Annotated in this window: 17 protein-coding genes; 13 read left to right on the forward strand and 4 right to left on the reverse strand. The window is 61.4% G+C overall.

Annotation, left to right across the window (positions count from 1 at the left end; translation table 11 throughout):
• Positions 1-18 precede the first annotated feature (18 nt).
• The 6 genes from AB4O08_RS19420 to AB4O08_RS19445 all read left to right on the forward strand — a co-directional run bounded on the left by AB4O08_RS19420 (position 19) and on the right by AB4O08_RS19445 (position 5,550).
• Positions 19-624, forward strand: a complete 606-nt coding sequence (locus AB4O08_RS19420) for a DUF4823 domain-containing protein (protein WP_010208396.1) — start codon at positions 19-21, stop codon at positions 622-624.
• 16 nt (positions 625-640) lie between these two features.
• Positions 641-1,201 (forward strand): DUF1285 domain-containing protein, encoded by a 561-nt coding sequence (locus AB4O08_RS19425; protein WP_010208397.1) that lies wholly within the window; start codon positions 641-643, stop codon positions 1,199-1,201.
• A gap of 70 nt (positions 1,202-1,271) precedes the next feature.
• Positions 1,272-1,985 carry a GntR family transcriptional regulator gene (locus tag AB4O08_RS19430; RefSeq protein WP_021491488.1) on the forward strand — a complete coding sequence of 238 codons (714 nt, stop codon included), beginning with the start codon at positions 1,272-1,274 and terminating at the stop codon, positions 1,983-1,985.
• Positions 1,982-2,983 carry an ADP-ribosylglycohydrolase family protein gene (locus AB4O08_RS19435; RefSeq protein ID WP_010208399.1) on the forward strand — a complete coding sequence of 334 codons (1,002 nt, stop codon included), beginning with the start codon at positions 1,982-1,984 and terminating at the stop codon, positions 2,981-2,983. Before AB4O08_RS19430 ends, AB4O08_RS19435 begins: the two co-directional genes overlap by 4 nt.
• A gap of 190 nt (positions 2,984-3,173) precedes the next feature.
• Positions 3,174-4,640 carry a purine-cytosine permease family protein gene (locus AB4O08_RS19440; protein WP_010208400.1) on the forward strand — a complete coding sequence of 489 codons (1,467 nt, stop codon included), beginning with the start codon at positions 3,174-3,176 and terminating at the stop codon, positions 4,638-4,640.
• A complete protein-coding gene (locus AB4O08_RS19445) occupies positions 4,633-5,550 on the forward strand; it encodes a PfkB family carbohydrate kinase (protein ID WP_460114288.1) in 918 nt (305 codons plus the stop codon). The genes AB4O08_RS19440 and AB4O08_RS19445 overlap by 8 nt, the downstream gene beginning before the upstream one ends.
• Positions 5,551-5,601: 51 nt before the next feature.
• On the opposite strand, the gene AB4O08_RS19450 is transcribed toward AB4O08_RS19445, so the two are convergent.
• Genes AB4O08_RS19450 through AB4O08_RS19460 form a run of 3 tightly spaced genes read right to left on the reverse strand, consistent with a single transcriptional unit; the run spans position 5,602 to position 6,684 of the window.
• The gene (locus AB4O08_RS19450) at positions 5,602-5,982 is read right to left on the reverse strand and encodes a termination factor Rho (protein ID WP_010208403.1); all 381 of its coding nucleotides are present in this window, start codon (positions 5,980-5,982) and stop codon (positions 5,602-5,604) included.
• A gap of 51 nt (positions 5,983-6,033) precedes the next feature.
• A complete protein-coding gene (locus AB4O08_RS19455) occupies positions 6,034-6,300 on the reverse strand; it encodes a hypothetical protein (RefSeq protein ID WP_010208405.1) in 267 nt (88 codons plus the stop codon).
• Positions 6,301-6,351: 51 nt separating this feature from the next.
• Entirely contained in the window at positions 6,352-6,684 is a 333-nt protein-coding gene (locus AB4O08_RS19460) for a hypothetical protein (protein WP_010208406.1), read from the reverse strand.
• Positions 6,685-6,874: 190 nt separating this feature from the next.
• Here AB4O08_RS19460 and AB4O08_RS19465 point away from each other — a divergent pair, with 190 nt between their 5' ends.
• The 6 genes from AB4O08_RS19465 (at position 6,875) to AB4O08_RS19490 (ending at position 12,921) form a co-directional block, all read left to right on the forward strand.
• Positions 6,875-7,354 (forward strand): GNAT family N-acetyltransferase, encoded by a 480-nt coding sequence (locus AB4O08_RS19465; protein ID WP_010208407.1) that lies wholly within the window; start codon positions 6,875-6,877, stop codon positions 7,352-7,354.
• Positions 7,355-7,623: 269 nt separating this feature from the next.
• Positions 7,624-8,445, forward strand: a complete 822-nt coding sequence (locus AB4O08_RS19470) for an SDR family oxidoreductase (protein WP_010208408.1) — start codon at positions 7,624-7,626, stop codon at positions 8,443-8,445.
• 32 nt (positions 8,446-8,477) lie between these two features.
• Complete coding sequence (locus AB4O08_RS19475; RefSeq protein WP_038453667.1) at positions 8,478-9,458, forward strand: substrate-binding domain-containing protein; 981 nt, start codon at positions 8,478-8,480, stop codon at positions 9,456-9,458.
• A complete protein-coding gene (gene araG / locus AB4O08_RS19480; protein WP_045791722.1) occupies positions 9,455-10,954 on the forward strand; it encodes an L-arabinose ABC transporter ATP-binding protein AraG in 1,500 nt (499 codons plus the stop codon). Before AB4O08_RS19475 ends, araG begins: the two co-directional genes overlap by 4 nt.
• A 17-nt stretch (positions 10,955-10,971) precedes the next feature.
• On the forward strand, positions 10,972-11,937 hold the full coding sequence (araH, locus tag AB4O08_RS19485) for an L-arabinose ABC transporter permease AraH (RefSeq protein ID WP_029529058.1): 966 nt from the start codon (positions 10,972-10,974) through the stop codon (positions 11,935-11,937).
• Between the two features lie 180 nt (positions 11,938-12,117).
• On the forward strand, positions 12,118-12,921 hold the full coding sequence (locus AB4O08_RS19490) for an IclR family transcriptional regulator (RefSeq protein WP_010208412.1): 804 nt from the start codon (positions 12,118-12,120) through the stop codon (positions 12,919-12,921).
• Here the strand turns inward: AB4O08_RS19490 and AB4O08_RS19495 are convergent, their stop codons facing one another.
• On the reverse strand, positions 12,922-13,974 hold the full coding sequence (locus AB4O08_RS19495; protein ID WP_021491492.1) for an NAD(P)-dependent alcohol dehydrogenase: 1,053 nt from the start codon (positions 13,972-13,974) through the stop codon (positions 12,922-12,924).
• Between the two features lie 182 nt (positions 13,975-14,156).
• On the opposite strand from AB4O08_RS19495, the gene AB4O08_RS19500 reads away from it, so the two are divergent.
• Positions 14,157-15,050, forward strand: coding sequence for an AraC family transcriptional regulator (locus tag AB4O08_RS19500; RefSeq protein WP_010208414.1), 894 nt, complete (start codon positions 14,157-14,159; stop codon positions 15,048-15,050).
• Positions 15,051-15,163: the final 113 nt, after the last annotated feature.

The raw sequence follows: 15,163 nt of genomic DNA on the forward strand, positions 1-15,163 counted from the left end.
GGCTTCTGGAGGATTAGGATGCGTAGTCTGGTTTTGTTGCTGGCGTCGTTGACGCTGAGTGGTTGCATGACCGTCAGCGATATGGCCGAAGGCACCCGCTATCAGATGAGCGATGCCGGTTTGCTGGATCACAGCGATACCCGTCGCACCGCCTCGGTTCGCATACAGCCGGATTCTTTCGTGTTTATTGCCCAAGGCGCCTTCGTACCGCCGGGTAGCGCTTATCCGCGTCCGAACGTGGTGGCTGAGGAAGCCTTCAACGGTTTCATCGAGTATTTCCCCATGGTGCGTCGTGCCCGTCAGCCAGAAGGTCTTGAGCAGGCAATGTCCGAAGCCCGTGCGGCCGGCGCTCACTATCTGCTGTACTGCCGCTTCGCCAAGGCGGATGACCGTATCGGCAATGCCGATGAGTGGTCCGATCAGGAAGCTCTCGACCGTGTCGGGCTGGACAGCGGCGTCATTCAGATCATGTTGATCGAGACCAGCACCCAGTATTTGATTGATACTGCACGTATTCGCAGTCGTGGCGGTTTACTGACGTTCCACGACAACAAGCCAGAAGATCTGATTGCCCGCCCGCTGAGGCAGTACGCCCGCAGTCTGCTGGGTATGAGTGATCAATAAGCACCAGGAGAACGCTATGACCGATTCCGCCAAGGCCAACGATCTGTTGGCCCAGCTGCCCAAGGGCAAGGGACCGGCGCCGGTACATCTGTGGAACCCGGACTTCTGCGGCAACATCGACATGCGCATCGCCCGCGACGGCACTTGGTTCTACCAGGGCACGCCGATCGGGCGTAAGCCGATGGTCAAGCTGTTCTCCAACATCATTCGCCGCGATGGCGATGACTACTTCCTGGTCACTCCCGTGGAAAAGGTCGGCATCAGCGTCGATGATGCGCCGTTTGTCGCGGTAACGCTGGAGGTCGAAGGGCAGGGCGAAGGCCAGGTACTGCGCTTCACCACCAACGTGGACGATCAGATCGAAGCGGGCCTTGAACACCCCTTGCGGGTGGTGATCGACCCGGTTACCCAGGAACCTGCGCCCTATCTGCGGGTGCGCACCAACCTCGAAGCCCTGGTGCATCGCAATGCCTTTTACCAATTGGTGGAGCTGGCGGTGAGCCGTCCGATCAATGGTCAGAACTGGCTGGGTGTCTGGAGCGGCGGGGAGTTTTTCCGTATCGGCCTGGAACCTTGAGGCCGGTTTTTTTATTTCCCTGAAATAATTCGCTTGCTGGAATCGGGCACTTTCGGTTATCAATTTGTACATGATTAGACATGTCCGATTTGATAAGAAAAAACGCGTCGTCGACGAGCTCATCCGCCGTATCGAAGGTGGAATGATGGCCGACGGTTTCCTGTTGCCGGGCGAGCACCAACTGGCCGAAGAATTTGCGGTCAGCCGTGGCACCCTGCGCGAAGCCCTCGCCGAGCTGAAGCGGCGCAACTACATCGCCACGCAGAGCGGCGTCGGTTCCATCGTCACCTTTGACGGCATGGTGCTCGACCAACGCAGCGGTTGGGCCCAGGCCCTGGCCGACACCGGAGCGCGGGTGAACACTGACATCCTGCGCCTGGAAGCGGTGACCCGCCCCGACCTGTTCAGCCGCTTCGGCAGCGACCAGTTCATCGCCCTTGATCGCCGCCGCCGTACCACCGATGGCACGTCGGTATCCCTGGAACGCTCATTGATGCCCGCGTCCGGCGGCCTGGAAAGCCTGCCGACAGTCGGCCTGATCGATGACTCCCTGACCATCACCCTGGCCGCCTACGGTTTTATCGGTGCCGAAGGTGACCAGTGGATCGGTGCCGAACCCCTCAGTGACGAAGATGCCGAGTTGCTCGGCCGTCCCGCAGGCACAGTGTTTCTCAAGGCGTCACGTACCACCTATGACCGTCGCGAGCGTTTCATGGAGTATGTGGAAAGCTTGCTCGATCCTCTGCACTTTCGCCTGCACCTCCAGTTTGGACGTTCGACATGACCTCGCTCAACCACGCCATCGGCGCTTTCTACGGCCTAGCCTTGGGTGATGCCCTGGGCATGCCGACCCAGTCCTTGAGCCGCGAGCAAGTCCGCGCGCGTTTCGGCGGCATCACCGGCCTGGAAGATGCCGACGCCGACCAGCCTATCGCACCGAACATGCCCGCCGGTTCCATCACGGATGACACCGAGCAGGCGATCCTGGTGGGTGAGTTGCTGGTCGAAGGGCAGGGCGTCATCGAACCGACGGTGCTTGCCCAGCGTTTGATCGAATGGGAAGCGGTGATGCGTGCCAAGGGCTCGCAGGATTTGCTCGGCCCCTCGACCCAGCGTGCGATCAGCATGATCCTCGCCGGCCACACCCCGGAAGAGTCCGGCCGTTACGGCACCACCAACGGCGCTGCGATGCGCATCACGCCGGTAGGCATTGCCGCCGATGTCAGCGACCCGGCGACATTTATCCAGGCGGTGATCCAGGCCTGTCAGGTGACCCACAACACCACGCTGGGAATCTCCAGCGCGGCGGCGGTGGCGGCGGTGGTATCGGCCGGTATCAACGGCGTGGACCTGGGGGGAGCGCTGAACATCGGCACCCAGATTGCCCAGCAGGCGGAAGGTCACGGTCACTGGGTTGCCGGCGGGCGTATCTCCACCCGCATCAGTTGGGCGCGCACGTTGAGTGTCGGCAGCGGCGACAAAGCCCTGTTCGCCGACCTGCTGTACGAATTGATCGGTACGTCCGTCGCGTCCCAGGAGTCGGTGGTGGTGTCGTTCGCCCTTGCCCAACAAGTGGCGGTGGGTGAGATGAGTGCGTTGGAGGCGTTGTGCCTGGCCGCCAGCCTTGGCGGTGACACTGACACGATTGCCGCCATTCTCGGCGCCATGCTGGGTGCGTGCCTGGGCATGCAGTGCTGGCCTGACGCGATGATCGAGCAGGTCAAACAGGTCAATGGCCTGGATTTGCAGCCGCTGGTTCTGGGGCTGCTCAAATTGCGCTGAACACCACAGAGCAAAAATCTGGGCGCTGGCTTGCCTGCGATATCAGTGTGTCATTCATTGATGCACTAACGGGTTGACCGCTATCGCAGGCAAGCCAGCTCCCACACTGATTGCGTCGAGTCAGGATGACCGGTTAACGCTTTGATTCTCTGCCACAACCACAACAATACAGGCACTTGGAGCACCCCTCATGAGCACGACTTCTTCCGGCCAGAGTGCCGGGCAATTGGAAACACGCGGCATCGAACCGGTCCCAGAAGGCGAGTGCAACGGGCACCCGCTGCAACTGTTCTGGGTGTGGTTCGCCGCCAATATCAGCATCCTTGGCTTACCGCTCGGCGCCACGTTGGTTGCGTTTCGCGGCCTGGCGATCTGGCAGGCCATTATCGTGGCGATCCTCGGCGCTGCCGGGTCGTTCGCGGTGGTGGGCATCATCTCCATCGCCGGTCGTCGTGGACGTGCGCCGAGCCTCACCCTTTCCCGCGCCATCTTCGGCGTGCGTGGCAATATCGGGCCGACGCTGGTGTCGCTGATGTCGCGCCTGGGTTGGGAAACCGTCAACACCACCACGGCCGCCTTTGTGCTGCTGTCGTTGTGTTCGATCCTGTTTGGTTCGCCGGTCGAGGCGAAAAGCGCGCCAGTGCTTACCCTGATCTTTATCGCGATCTTCGTGCTGCTGACCCTGTCGGTGTCCGGGCTGGGCCACGCCACCTTGCTGGTGATCCAGAAGTGGGCCACCTATGTGTTCGGTGCCTTGAACATTCTGGTCGGCGGCTTCCTCTGCGCGACCATTGATTGGAGCGCGGTGTTCAACGCGACCCCGGCGCCGCTGAGCGCGATGATCATCGGCGTCGGCACCATGGCCGCCGGCACCGGCATTGGGTGGGCGAATGCCGGTGCCGACATGTCGCGCTACCAGCACCGCAGTGTCACCGCCGTGCGCCTGGTGGCATCGGCCGCGTTTGGTGCAGGCATTCCGCTGGTGTTGCTCATCACCCTCGGCGGTCTGCTGTCGGTGGGCAACAACGACCTGGCCTCGGCCACCGACCCGATCGTCGCGATCCGCGACATGCTGCCGACCTGGATGGCGGTGCCGTACCTGATCACCGCGTTTGGTGGGCTGCTGCTGTCCAACAACCTGTCGGTGTACTCGGCAGGCCTCACGACCTTGACCCTGGGCTTGAAGGTCAAGCGCGTGCATGCGGTGATCGTCGACATCGTGGCGATCTTCGCCGGTTCGATCTACTTCATGCTGATCGCCGACAGCTTCTACGGCCCGTTCATCACCTTCATCTCGTTGCTGGCCGTGCCGATCACGGCGTGGGTCGGCATCTTCGTGGTTGACCTGATCCACCGTCACTACTACAGCCCCAAGGACCTGCTGGACGTGAGCCCAAGCAGCGCCTACTGGTATCGCGGCGGTGTGGAATGGCGTGCGTTCGGCGCCTGGGCTGTGGCGATCGTGCTGGGTTTCAGCTTCACCACCATTGGCACCACCGCCGAAAACATCTGGTTCGCCGGGCCTTTGTCCGACTCCTGGCTGGGCCACAACGGTCTGGGCTGGATCGTCACCTTCCTGGTGGCCGGCGGGATTTATGCAGTACTGGGTGGCGCAGCTGACCGTCGCCCGGCTTTGGTAGAGCGTCCTAATGTCTAGATTGCTGCACACCGGCCAGGTCATCGTCGACTTGGTCATGGCCCTCGATACCTTACCCGCCACTGGTGGCGACGTGCTGGCGCAATCGGCCAGCTTTGAGGCCGGCGGTGGCTTCAACGTGATGGCCGCTGCTCGGCGTAACGGGCTGCCAGTGGTCTATCTGGGGCGTCACGGTAACGGGCGCTTTGGCGACCTGGCCCGTGCAGCGATGCAGGCCGAGGGCATTGAAATGGCCCTGGCCGCCAGTGCTGGCAAGGACACCGGCTTGTGTGTGTCCCTGACCGAAGCCACCACCGAGCGCACCTTCATCTCCCACATCGGTGCCGAAGGTGAGCTGAATGCCGAGGACCTGGCCAGGGTTGTGCCGCAGCTTGACGACTATGTATACGTCAGCGGCTATAGCTTGCTGCTGGAGGGCAAGGCGCAGCCGCTGATCGATTGGTTACTGGCGTTGCCACGGGAGATCGTGGTGGTGTTCGATCCAGGCCCGCTGGTGAAGGCACCGGACTCGGCCTTGATGCGCACGTTATTACCGCGTATCGACATCTGGACCAGCAATGGCCCGGAAGCCCTGGCCTTTACCGGTGCATTGGATATCTCCGCCGCGCTGCCCGAGCTGAGCCAGCACCTGCCCGCCGAAACGCTGCTGGTGGTTCGTGATGGGCCCAATGGCTGCTGGGTAGGGCGAACGGGCTCGGTTGAGCATGTGCCCGGCTTCAAGGTGCTGGCAGTGGACAGCAATGGCGCCGGGGATGCGCATGCGGGGGTATTTATTGCTGGCCTGGCGAAGGGGCTGAAGCCTGCTGAAGCGGCACGTCGAGCGAATGCAGCCGCAGCCTTGGCGGTAACACGCTGGGGACCTGCAACGTCTCCAGGCACCGCCGAAGTCGACGCACTTCTTACCGAATAAACACACCAAAACCTGTAGGCACCGGCTTGCCCGCGCCTACAGGTTTTTTGTTCAACCGGCTTTGCGCAGTGCTTCGATCAATTGATCCTTGCGCATGCTGGATCGGCCCGGTATGTCCTTGGCCCGCGCTTCTTTCAGCAGGCTTTCCTTGGTCTGGGTCGCCAGCGAAGCGCGGCTGCTGCGTGGGTGGCCCTCACGGGTGGCCGCGGCACGCTTGGCTGATGCTTGCCGGTCCGCGGCTTTCCTGGCCGGCGCTTTGCGCTGACCCGAGCCGCCGGCCTTTTCGCCCCCGCCGGACTGCTTGTTCACGGTGGCCCAGGCACGGGCTTCAGCTTCATCCTTGGGTACGCCTTTGTGCTCATAACTTTCTTCGATACGAGCAGCTTTGCGCTTCTGTGCGGCGGTGTATTTGGCTTTGCTTCCAAGAGGCATTGCGATACTCCTACTGGCCCCGGCAGCGGGGCCAGACCAGACAAAAATGAATTACTGCGGGCCTGCACCGTCGAGCTTGCGCGCCTCATCCACACCGGACGCGGTCAGCTTGATCGGCAAGTTCAACGAATATTCACCGGCGTCGTCGGTGGTCACATGCCCATCCTTGATCAACCCACGGTCCTGCAGAAACGCCAAGACACTGGCGACCTCTTTTTCGCCGCGGTAGTTATCCAGCACCTCCTTGCCTAGACCTTGCGGGTGAGCGTGCAGCAGGCGGGTGAGGACTTCTTTTTCAAGGTTTCTATCGACGTTCATGCGTACCTCTTCATTGGGAGATGATCGGGTGTTCGTCTAGCGTTCGATGGATCAAGGCGCAGGTTGCTTTGGTGCACCTGGGACGTTGGAGTCATCGCCCTTGTTGATGTTGGGCTGATTGATCGCCGGGCCCATTTTGCCGTTACCGACGGCAGCAGGCGCTTGGCGTTGGGTGTCATTGCCTTTGGTGCGCGGGTCAGCGCCGTTATCGATGACCGCACCACCGTTGGTGTCCATGCCGGTGCCCATGGACTTCTGCGACTCGGTGGTGGCGTCAGGCGTTGGATCGGTCGGTCCGGTGGTCGAGCTGGCGGCGAAGGCGCTCAGCGACGCAGCAGACAACAGGCCAGTGAGGGCGAGGGCGGCAAACTTGGAATTTTTCATGAGGGTGTCTCCATATGATTAATGTCCTTACCTACTATTGGTCAGCCCTCGTTTCGTGTTCGTGCCTTGATGGCGACGAACGGTCTTGTGTCACCTGTAAGATTTTGTGTGCCGGTAACCGCGAAAATGCGCTGCAACTCGTCATGAAAGCGCCTTAGTATGTGTGCTTTGAAATTGCCAAGGCTCGCCCATGACCATCGAGATTCGCCCCGCCGTGCCCAGCGATGCTGCGCAGATCCTGACTTTCATCACCGAGCTTGCCGAGTATGAGAAAGCCCGGCATGAAGTGATCGCCAGCGTGGTGGATATCGAGCGCAGCCTGTTCAGCGAGGGCGCCACGGCCCATGGCCTGATCTGCTTGCGCGACGGCTTGCCGATTGGTTTTGCGGTGTTTTTCTTCAGCTATTCGACTTGGCTGGGCAGCAACTGCCTGTACCTGGAAGACCTTTATATCAACCCGGAACAACGCGGCGGCGGGGCGGGCAAGAAGCTGTTGCGCCACTTGGCGAAGATTGCTTTCGATAACGGCTGCGGGCGCTTCGAGTGGAGTGTGCTGGACTGGAACGAACCGGCGATTGCCTTCTACAAATCCATCGGTGCCCAGCCGCAGGAAGAGTGGGTGCGCTATCGCATGGAAGGCGATGCGCTGCGGGACTTCGCCCTGGGCTAGCACCGTTCTGTAAACACTGAAGATCAAAAATGTGGGAGCGGGGCTTGTGTGGGAGCTGGCTTGCCTGCGATAGCATCACCTCGATGCAACTGAAGAACCGAGGTGCCTGTATCGCAGGCAAGCCAGCTCCCACACGGGCCCGCTCCCATATTATTTTTGTGACTGTGCTCAATATATGGGATGAGAATTTATATATTGAGATATTTCAAATGATGGGTTTATAGTCGCCTGCATCAGCACTCACTACCAAAAATAAAACAGGTGAAGCGATGCAGGCACAACCCTTGTCACTCCCCGCCGTGCCCGAGCCAACCTATGGCGAGCGGCTCAACGGCAAAGTGGTGATCATCACCGGCGCCGCCCAGGGCATTGGCGAGGCCATCGTCGCGTGCTTCCAGGCCCAGCAGGCGCGGTTGATCATTGCGGATATCCAGGGCGAAAAGGTCGAGAAGGTTGCCGCCCACTGGCGTGAACGCGGCGCGGACATCTACGCGCAAGCCGTCGACATCACCTCAAAAGATCAATGGCAGGCGCTGGTCAATCTGGCCATCGAACGCTTTGGTCGCGTGGATGTATTGGTCAATTGCGCCGGGGTCAACGTGTTCCGCGACCCGCTGGAAATGACCGACGAAGATTGGCGCCGCTGCTTCGCCATCGACCTCGACGGTGCCTGGTTCGGCTGCCGCGCGGTGTTGCCGCACATGATCGAGCAAGGCATCGGCAACATCATCAACATTGCCTCCACCCATTCCAGCCATATCATCCCCGGCTGCTTTCCCTACCCCGTGGCCAAGCACGGCTTGCTCGGCCTGACTCGCGCCCTCGGCATCGAATACGCGCCCAAAGGCATCCGCGTGAATGCCATCGCGCCGGGCTATATCGAAACCCAGCTCAACGTCGACTACTGGAACGGGTTCCCCGACCCTCACGCCGAGCGCCAGCGCGCCTTCGACCTGCACCCGCCCAAGCGCATCGGCCAGCCGATCGAGGTGGCGATGACGGCACTGTTCCTGGCGACCGACGAGGCGCCCTTTATCAATGCAACCTGCCTGATGATCGATGGCGGGCGTTCTGTGATGTACCACGACTAAAGCGTTTTCCAATAACAAGAAGGAGGTGGTCCATGTTCAAGAAGACTCTAGGCACCCTGGCGCTGGCCATGGCGTTCAGCAGCGTGGCGCTCGCCGAGGAAGTGAAGATCGGCTTCCTGGTCAAACAGGCTGAAGAGCCCTGGTTCCAGACCGAATGGGCCTTCGCCGAAAAAGCCGGTAAGGACCAGGGCTTCACCGTGATCAAGATCGCCGTGCCTGACGGTGAGAAGACCTTGTCTGCCATCGATACGCTTGCCGCCAACGGCGCCAAGGGCTTTGTGATCTGCCCGCCGGACGTGTCCCTCGGCCCGGCGATCATGGCCAAGGCCAAACTCAATAACCTCAAAGTGCTGGCGGTGGACGACCGGTTTGTCGACGCCAAGGGCAAGCCCATGGAAGACGTGCCCTACGTCGGCCTCGATGCCTACAAGATCGGCCAGAAACAAGGCGAAGCCATGGCCACCGAAGCCAAGCATCGCAACTGGGACTGGAAGGACACCTACGCCGTCATCAACACCTTTGACGAGCTGGAAACCGGCAAGAAACGCACCGACGGTTCGGTAGAAGGCCTCAAGGCCGCCGGTCTGCCCGCTGACCACATCCTGTTCAGCGCGCAGAAAACCCTCGACGTGCCCGGCAGCATGGACGCCACCAACTCGGCCCTGGTGAAACTGCCCAGCGGTGCGAAAAACCTGATCATCGGCGGCATGAACGACAGCACCGTGCTGGGCGGCGTGCGGGCCACCGAAAGCGCCGGGTTCAAGGCGGCCAACGTGATAGGCGTCGGCATCAACGGCACCGATGCGATTGAGGAACTGAAAAAATCCGACACCGGCTTCTACGGCTCGATGTTGCTGAGCCCTGACGCCTCCGGCTACAAGACTGCCAGCGCGATGTTCGAGTGGGTCACCCAAGGCACCGAGCCGGCCAAGTTCACCGCCCTGGACAACGTGACCCTGATCACCCGCGCCAACTTCAAGGAAGAGTTGAGCAAAATCGGGCTGTGGAAATGATCGGCGCGGCCTTGCGTTTCAACGGCATCGGCAAAGAATTTCCCGGTGTGAAAGCCCTGTCGCAGATCAGCTTTGAAGCGCGGCCGCGCGAGGTGCATGCGTTGATGGGCGAGAACGGCGCGGGCAAGTCGACGCTGCTGAAGATCCTCGGCGGTGCCTACCTGCCCAGCAGCGGCACGTTGCAGATCGGCGAGCAGACCATGGACTTCAAGTCCGCCGCCGATAGCATTGCCTGCGGCGTGGCGGTGATCCACCAGGAGTTGCATCTGGTGCCGGAAATGACCGTCGCTGAGAATCTGTTTCTTGGGCATTTGCCGACGCGCTTCGGGGTAGTCAATCGCAGCCAGTTGCGCAAGCAAGCGTTGGCCTGCCTCAAAGGCCTGGCGGATGAAATCGATCCGGATGAAAAGCTCGGTCGGTTGTCCCTTGGCCAACGCCAACTGGTGGAAATCGCCAAGGCACTGTCCCGTGGTGCCCATGTGATCGCCTTCGACGAACCCACCAGCAGCCTGTCGGCGCGGGAGATCGACCGTTTGATGGCGATCATCACGCGCCTGCGCGATGAGGGCAAAGTGGTGCTCTATGTGTCGCACCGCATGGAAGAAGTATTCCGCATCTGCAACGCGGTGACAGTCTTCAAGGACGGCCGTTATGTGCGCACCTTCGACGACATGAATGCGCTGAGCCACGACCAGTTAGTGACCTGCATGGTCGGTCGCGATATTCAGGACATCTACGATTATCGACCACGGGAACAAGGCGAAGTGGCGCTGAAGGTCGAGGGTTTACTCGGGCCAGGCCTGCGTGAACCGGTGAGCCTGAACGTGCACAAGGGCGAGATTCTCGGCCTGTTCGGATTGGTCGGGGCGGGGCGCACGGAGCTGTTTCGGCTGCTGAGTGGTTTGACCCGTAGCACCGCTGGAGGCCTGGCACTCTGCGGGCACACGCTGCAATTGCGGTCACCCCGCGATGCCATCGCCGCCGGCGTGCTGCTGTGCCCGGAAGACCGCAAGAAGGAGGGCATCATTCCGCTGTCCAGCGTGGCCGAGAACATCAACATCAGCGCACGCGGTGCCCATTCCACCTTTGGCTGGCTGCTGCGTGACGGCTGGGAAACGACCAACGCTGATCGGCAGATCAAGGCGATGAAGGTCAAGACCCCTAACGCCGAACAGAAAATCATGTACCTCTCCGGCGGCAACCAGCAGAAGGCCATTCTCGGCCGCTGGTTGTCGATGCCGATGAAGGTGCTGTTGTTGGACGAGCCGACCCGAGGCATCGATATCGGCGCCAAGTCGGAGATCTACCAGATCATCCACAACCTCGCCGCCAGCGGTATTGCGGTGATCGTGGTGTCCAGCGACCTGATGGAAGTGATGGGTATCAGCGACCGCATCCTGGTGATGAGCGAGGGCGCCTTGACCGGCGAACTGACCCGCGATCAGGCGGACGAAGCTCGGCTGTTGCAACTGGCTCTCCCGCGTTCGCGGGCTTGAAGAACTCGAGGTGAATGATGTCTGAGGTAAAAACTGCAAAGGGCTTCTGGCCGGGTTTCAACCAGCGCAAGTTTCTCGATGACTGGGTGATGTTGCTCGCTGCATTGAGCATCTTTGTGCTCAGTGCGTTGTTTATCGATAACTTCCTGTCGCCCCTGAACATGCGCGGGTTGGGCCTGGCGATTTCCACGGTGGGCATCGCTGCGTGCACCATGTTGTTCTGTCTGGCGTCGGGGCATTTCGACTTGTCGGTGGGCTCGGTGATTGCCTGTGCCGGGGTGGTCGCGGGCATCGTGATCCGCGACACCGACAGTGTGGTGCTCGGCGTGTCCGCCGCGTTGGCCATGGGGCTGGTGGTGGGGCTGATCAACGGTATTGTCATCGCCAAGCTGCGCATCAACGCCTTGATCGCAACGTTGGCGACCATGCAGATCGTGCGCGGCCTGGCTTACATCTTCTCCAACGGCAAGGCCGTCGGCGTGATGGACGAAGGTTTCTTTGTGTTCGGCAACGGCCAGCTGCTGGGCGTGCCGGTGCCGATCATCATCACCGTGCTGTGTTTTGTGTTCTTTGGCTGGCTGCTCAACTACACCACCTACGGGCGCAACACCATGGCCATCGGGGGCAACCAGGAAGCGGCGTTGCTGGCCGGGGTGAACGTTGATCGCACCAAGATCATCATCTTTGCCGTGCACGGCCTGATCGGCGCTTTGGCCGGAGTGATCCTCGCCTCACGCATGACCTCGGGCCAGCCAATGATCGGCCAGGGTTTTGAGCTGACGGTGATTTCTGCCTGTGTGCTGGGCGGGGTGTCGTTGAGCGGCGGCATCGGCATGATCCGGCATGTGATTGCCGGGGTGCTGATTCTGGCGATCATCGAGAATGCGATGAACCTGAAGAACATCGACACCTTCTACCAGTATGTGATCCGGGGTTCGATCCTGTTGCTGGCGGTGATCATCGACCGCATGAAGCAACGCTGACGTCCTGCCATGTGACGATCAACATGCGGGAACTGGCTTGCCAGGCTGTGCCAGCCTATAAATTTACTGACTGACTCTCCCTCATCGCAGGCAAGCCAGCTCCCACAATGGATCTCCTCTGTTCTGGAGGATGGTATTTGCCATAATGGCGCCGTTTTCGTACTTCCCAATAGGCCCGATATGCAGGAAAACGCCCACACCCCCGTCAAAGACGCTGCCCCCACCGGCACCCAGACCCTGTTGCGTGGCCTGGGCGTGGTGCAAGCGGTGGCGGCCGGTGCGCGGGATCTGAAAGAGATCGCCAAGCGCATCGGCACCACTCGTAGCACCACCCACCGCCTGGCCAGTTGCCTGGTGGAGGAGCGTTACCTGCGCGTGGTGCCGCAGGTCGGTTACCTGCTGGGGCCGAAGTTGATCGAGCTGGGTTTCCAGGCGCGGGAAGAACTGCCGCTGGTGACCTTGGCCATCCCCTATCTGGACGAGTTGTCGGCGCTGACCGGCGATACCATCCACCTGGCGATCCGCGAATACGACGATGTGCTGTACCTGCACAAGAACCCCGGTCGCAATGGTCCGGAAATGCGTTCGCGGGTCGGCCATCGCATGCCGCTGGCGCGCACCGGGATCGGCAAGGCATTGCTGCTCGATGACAGCGTCGCAGAGTGGCAGCGCCTGTACGAAGTCAGCTTGCCGGCGGGTGGTAAAAGTCAGCAATGGCCGCAGCACCCGGAGCAATCCTGGGCGCAGTTCGAGCAGCGCATGCATGAATACGTGGTGGGCGGTTATGCGTTCGACCTGGAAGACAACGAACCGTCGATCCGTTGCGTGGCGGCTCCGGTGCGCGATGCCAGCCGGCGAATTATCGCCGGCATCAGCATCGCCAGTACCGTGCCCTACATGCCGCTGGAGAAAATGGCCGAGCTGATCCCTGTGGTCAAACAGGTCGCAGCCCGGCTGTCGGCGGAGTTGGGGGCAAAGGCCTGATCAGGCCTTCAGGGTCGCCATGTCGATGACAAAGCGGTACTTCACATCGCCGGCGATCATGCGGCTGTAGGCTTCGTTGATGTGGCGGATGTCGAGCATTTCGATGTCACAGGTGATGCCGTGCTCGGCGCAGAAATCCAGGACTTCCTGGGTTTCGGCAATGCCACCGATCAAGGAACCGGCCAGGACTTTGCGGCCCAACACCAGCTTGGCCGCGTTCACGGGCGGGTCCACCGGTTCGATCAGGCCGACCAGGATGTGCACGCCGTCAAAGCGCAGCACGTCGAGGTAGGGGTTCAGGTCGTGTTGCACCGGGATGGTGTCCAGCAGGAAATCGAAGCTGCCGGCGGCGGCTTTCATCTGGGCTTCGTCGGTGGACACGATCACATGATCGGCGCCCTGGCGGCGGCCTTCCTCGGCCTTGCTTGCCGAGCGGGTGAACAACGTCACTTGCGCGCCCATGGCCTTGGCAAACTTGATGCCCATATGGCCCAGGCCGCCCATGCCGAGTACACCGACTTTATCGCCGGCCTTCACGCCGTAGTGCTTGAGCGGCGAGTAGGTGGTGATGCCTGCGCACAGGATCGGCGCGGCGCTGGCCAGGTCGAGCTTGGCCGGGATCTTCACCACGAAGTGCTCGCTGACCACGATGCTGTCCGAGTAGCCGCCCATGGTGTTGCTGCCGTCGACGCGGTCCGGGGTGGCGTAGGTCATGGTCGGGCCTTCGAGGCAGTATTGCTCCAGGTCCGCTTGGCAGGCGTCGCAATGACGGCACGAATCGACCATGCAGCCTACGCCAACCAGGTCGCCGACTTTGTGTGCGGTGACGTTGGCGCCGACGGCGGTGACCTTGCCGACGATCTCATGGCCGGGCATCAGCGGGTACACCGCGATGCCCCACTCGTTGCGCGCCTGGTGGATGTCGGAGTGGCACACGCCGCAGTACAAGATCTCGATCGCCACGTCATCGGCGCGTGGGCTGCGGCGCTGGAAGGACATGGGGGCGAGGGGCGTGGTGGCCGACTGGGCGGCATAACCGATGGCGGTGTACATGGGGGAAACCTCGCTAAAGCAATGACAGGTGAGGCGGCGCATTCTCCGCGCCAGCCCTGGCTACGGCCATGGTGATTGCTCCGAGTCTCATGCCTATTCGTCCGGGAGTGCCCCGTGTTTGGGCCTATGTGACGCCAGACCTGCGATGATGTTCTCATCCCTTTTTCGCGAAGTTTTTTGCCATGTTGCTCACCCGCCATCTCGACGCCAACGCCACACTGGTTGCCTTGATTGAGGGGCTCACGCCCTGCGACGGTTTTTCCCCCACTAACCTGCCCGGCGTTCAAGTGCTGCGCGCCAGTTGCGACGTGGCGCGCGGGCCGCAGATCTATGAGCCGAGCCTGATGTTCGTGGCCCAGGGCAGCAAAGTCGCCTACCTGGGGCCTCGTACGCTGGAGTATGGCGCCGGGCACTACCTGATCCAGGCAATGCCGGTGCCGTTTGAGTGCGAGACGTTTGCCATGGCGCCGGATGCACCGCTTTTGGGTGTGACGGTGGGCATAGATCGCGTGGTGCTGGGCGAACTGGTGATGGCCATGGGCATTCAGGCCGGGCCGCCGCCGACGGCGCAGACGCTGGAGTCGATGAGTTCGGTGGTGCTCGATGATGCCATGCGCGGGTGTGTCGAACGGCTGCTGCAGTGCCTGCACGATCCGCTGGAAAGCCGGATCATGGGCCCGGCGCGGGTACGCGAATTGTTGTTCACCGCGTTGCGCGGGCCGCAGGCCGATGTGCTGCGTGCGCTGGTCGAACAGCAAGGGCAGTTTTCGCGGATTGCCACGTCGTTGAATCACCTGCACGCCCATTACGCCGAGCCGCTGAATATCGAGACGCTGGCGGGCTATGCACACATGAGCGCGTCGACTTTTCATGAGCACTTCAAGCGCTGTACGTTGTTGTCGCCGGTGCAGTATCTGAAGCGTTTGCGCTTGCTCAAGGCCCAGCAGTTGCTGCTGGTGGAAGGGATGGGGGTGGCGCAGGCGGCGCATAGCGTGGGGTATCAGAGCACGTCGCAGTTTAGCCGGGAATATAAGCGCTACTTCGAGCGCAATCCCGGGGAGGAGCGGGCGGCCTGATGACTTCAGGCACAACACACTCAATGTGGGAGCGGGCTTGCTCGCGAAAGCGGTGTATCAGTCAGCAAACTTGTATCTGACCCACCGCCTTCGCGCGCAAGCCCGCTCCCGCA

The organism is Pseudomonas sp. H3_E07 (assembly GCF_054668895.1).

Coding starts and splice junctions, on each gene's coding strand:
- AB4O08_RS19465 (WP_010208407.1), top strand. CDS start 6,875: ATGACCATCGAGATTCGCCCCGCCGTGCCCAGCGATGCTGCGCAGATC.
- AB4O08_RS19475 (WP_038453667.1), top strand. CDS start 8,478: ATGTTCAAGAAGACTCTAGGCACCCTGGCGCTGGCCATGGCGTTCAGC.
- AB4O08_RS19430 (WP_021491488.1), top strand. CDS start 1,272: ATGATTAGACATGTCCGATTTGATAAGAAAAAACGCGTCGTCGACGAG.
- AB4O08_RS19445 (WP_460114288.1), top strand. CDS start 4,633: ATGTCTAGATTGCTGCACACCGGCCAGGTCATCGTCGACTTGGTCATG.
- AB4O08_RS19420 (WP_010208396.1), top strand. CDS start 19: ATGCGTAGTCTGGTTTTGTTGCTGGCGTCGTTGACGCTGAGTGGTTGC.
- araG (WP_045791722.1), top strand. CDS start 9,455: ATGATCGGCGCGGCCTTGCGTTTCAACGGCATCGGCAAAGAATTTCCC.
- AB4O08_RS19470 (WP_010208408.1), top strand. CDS start 7,624: ATGCAGGCACAACCCTTGTCACTCCCCGCCGTGCCCGAGCCAACCTAT.
- AB4O08_RS19500 (WP_010208414.1), top strand. CDS start 14,157: ATGTTGCTCACCCGCCATCTCGACGCCAACGCCACACTGGTTGCCTTG.
- AB4O08_RS19435 (WP_010208399.1), top strand. CDS start 1,982: ATGACCTCGCTCAACCACGCCATCGGCGCTTTCTACGGCCTAGCCTTG.
- AB4O08_RS19450 (WP_010208403.1), bottom strand. CDS start 5,982: ATGCCTCTTGGAAGCAAAGCCAAATACACCGCCGCACAGAAGCGCAAA.
- AB4O08_RS19490 (WP_010208412.1), top strand. CDS start 12,118: ATGCAGGAAAACGCCCACACCCCCGTCAAAGACGCTGCCCCCACCGGC.
- AB4O08_RS19455 (WP_010208405.1), bottom strand. CDS start 6,300: ATGAACGTCGATAGAAACCTTGAAAAAGAAGTCCTCACCCGCCTGCTG.
- AB4O08_RS19440 (WP_010208400.1), top strand. CDS start 3,174: ATGAGCACGACTTCTTCCGGCCAGAGTGCCGGGCAATTGGAAACACGC.
- AB4O08_RS19425 (WP_010208397.1), top strand. CDS start 641: ATGACCGATTCCGCCAAGGCCAACGATCTGTTGGCCCAGCTGCCCAAG.
- araH (WP_029529058.1), top strand. CDS start 10,972: ATGTCTGAGGTAAAAACTGCAAAGGGCTTCTGGCCGGGTTTCAACCAG.
- AB4O08_RS19495 (WP_021491492.1), bottom strand. CDS start 13,974: ATGTACACCGCCATCGGTTATGCCGCCCAGTCGGCCACCACGCCCCTC.
- AB4O08_RS19460 (WP_010208406.1), bottom strand. CDS start 6,684: ATGAAAAATTCCAAGTTTGCCGCCCTCGCCCTCACTGGCCTGTTGTCT.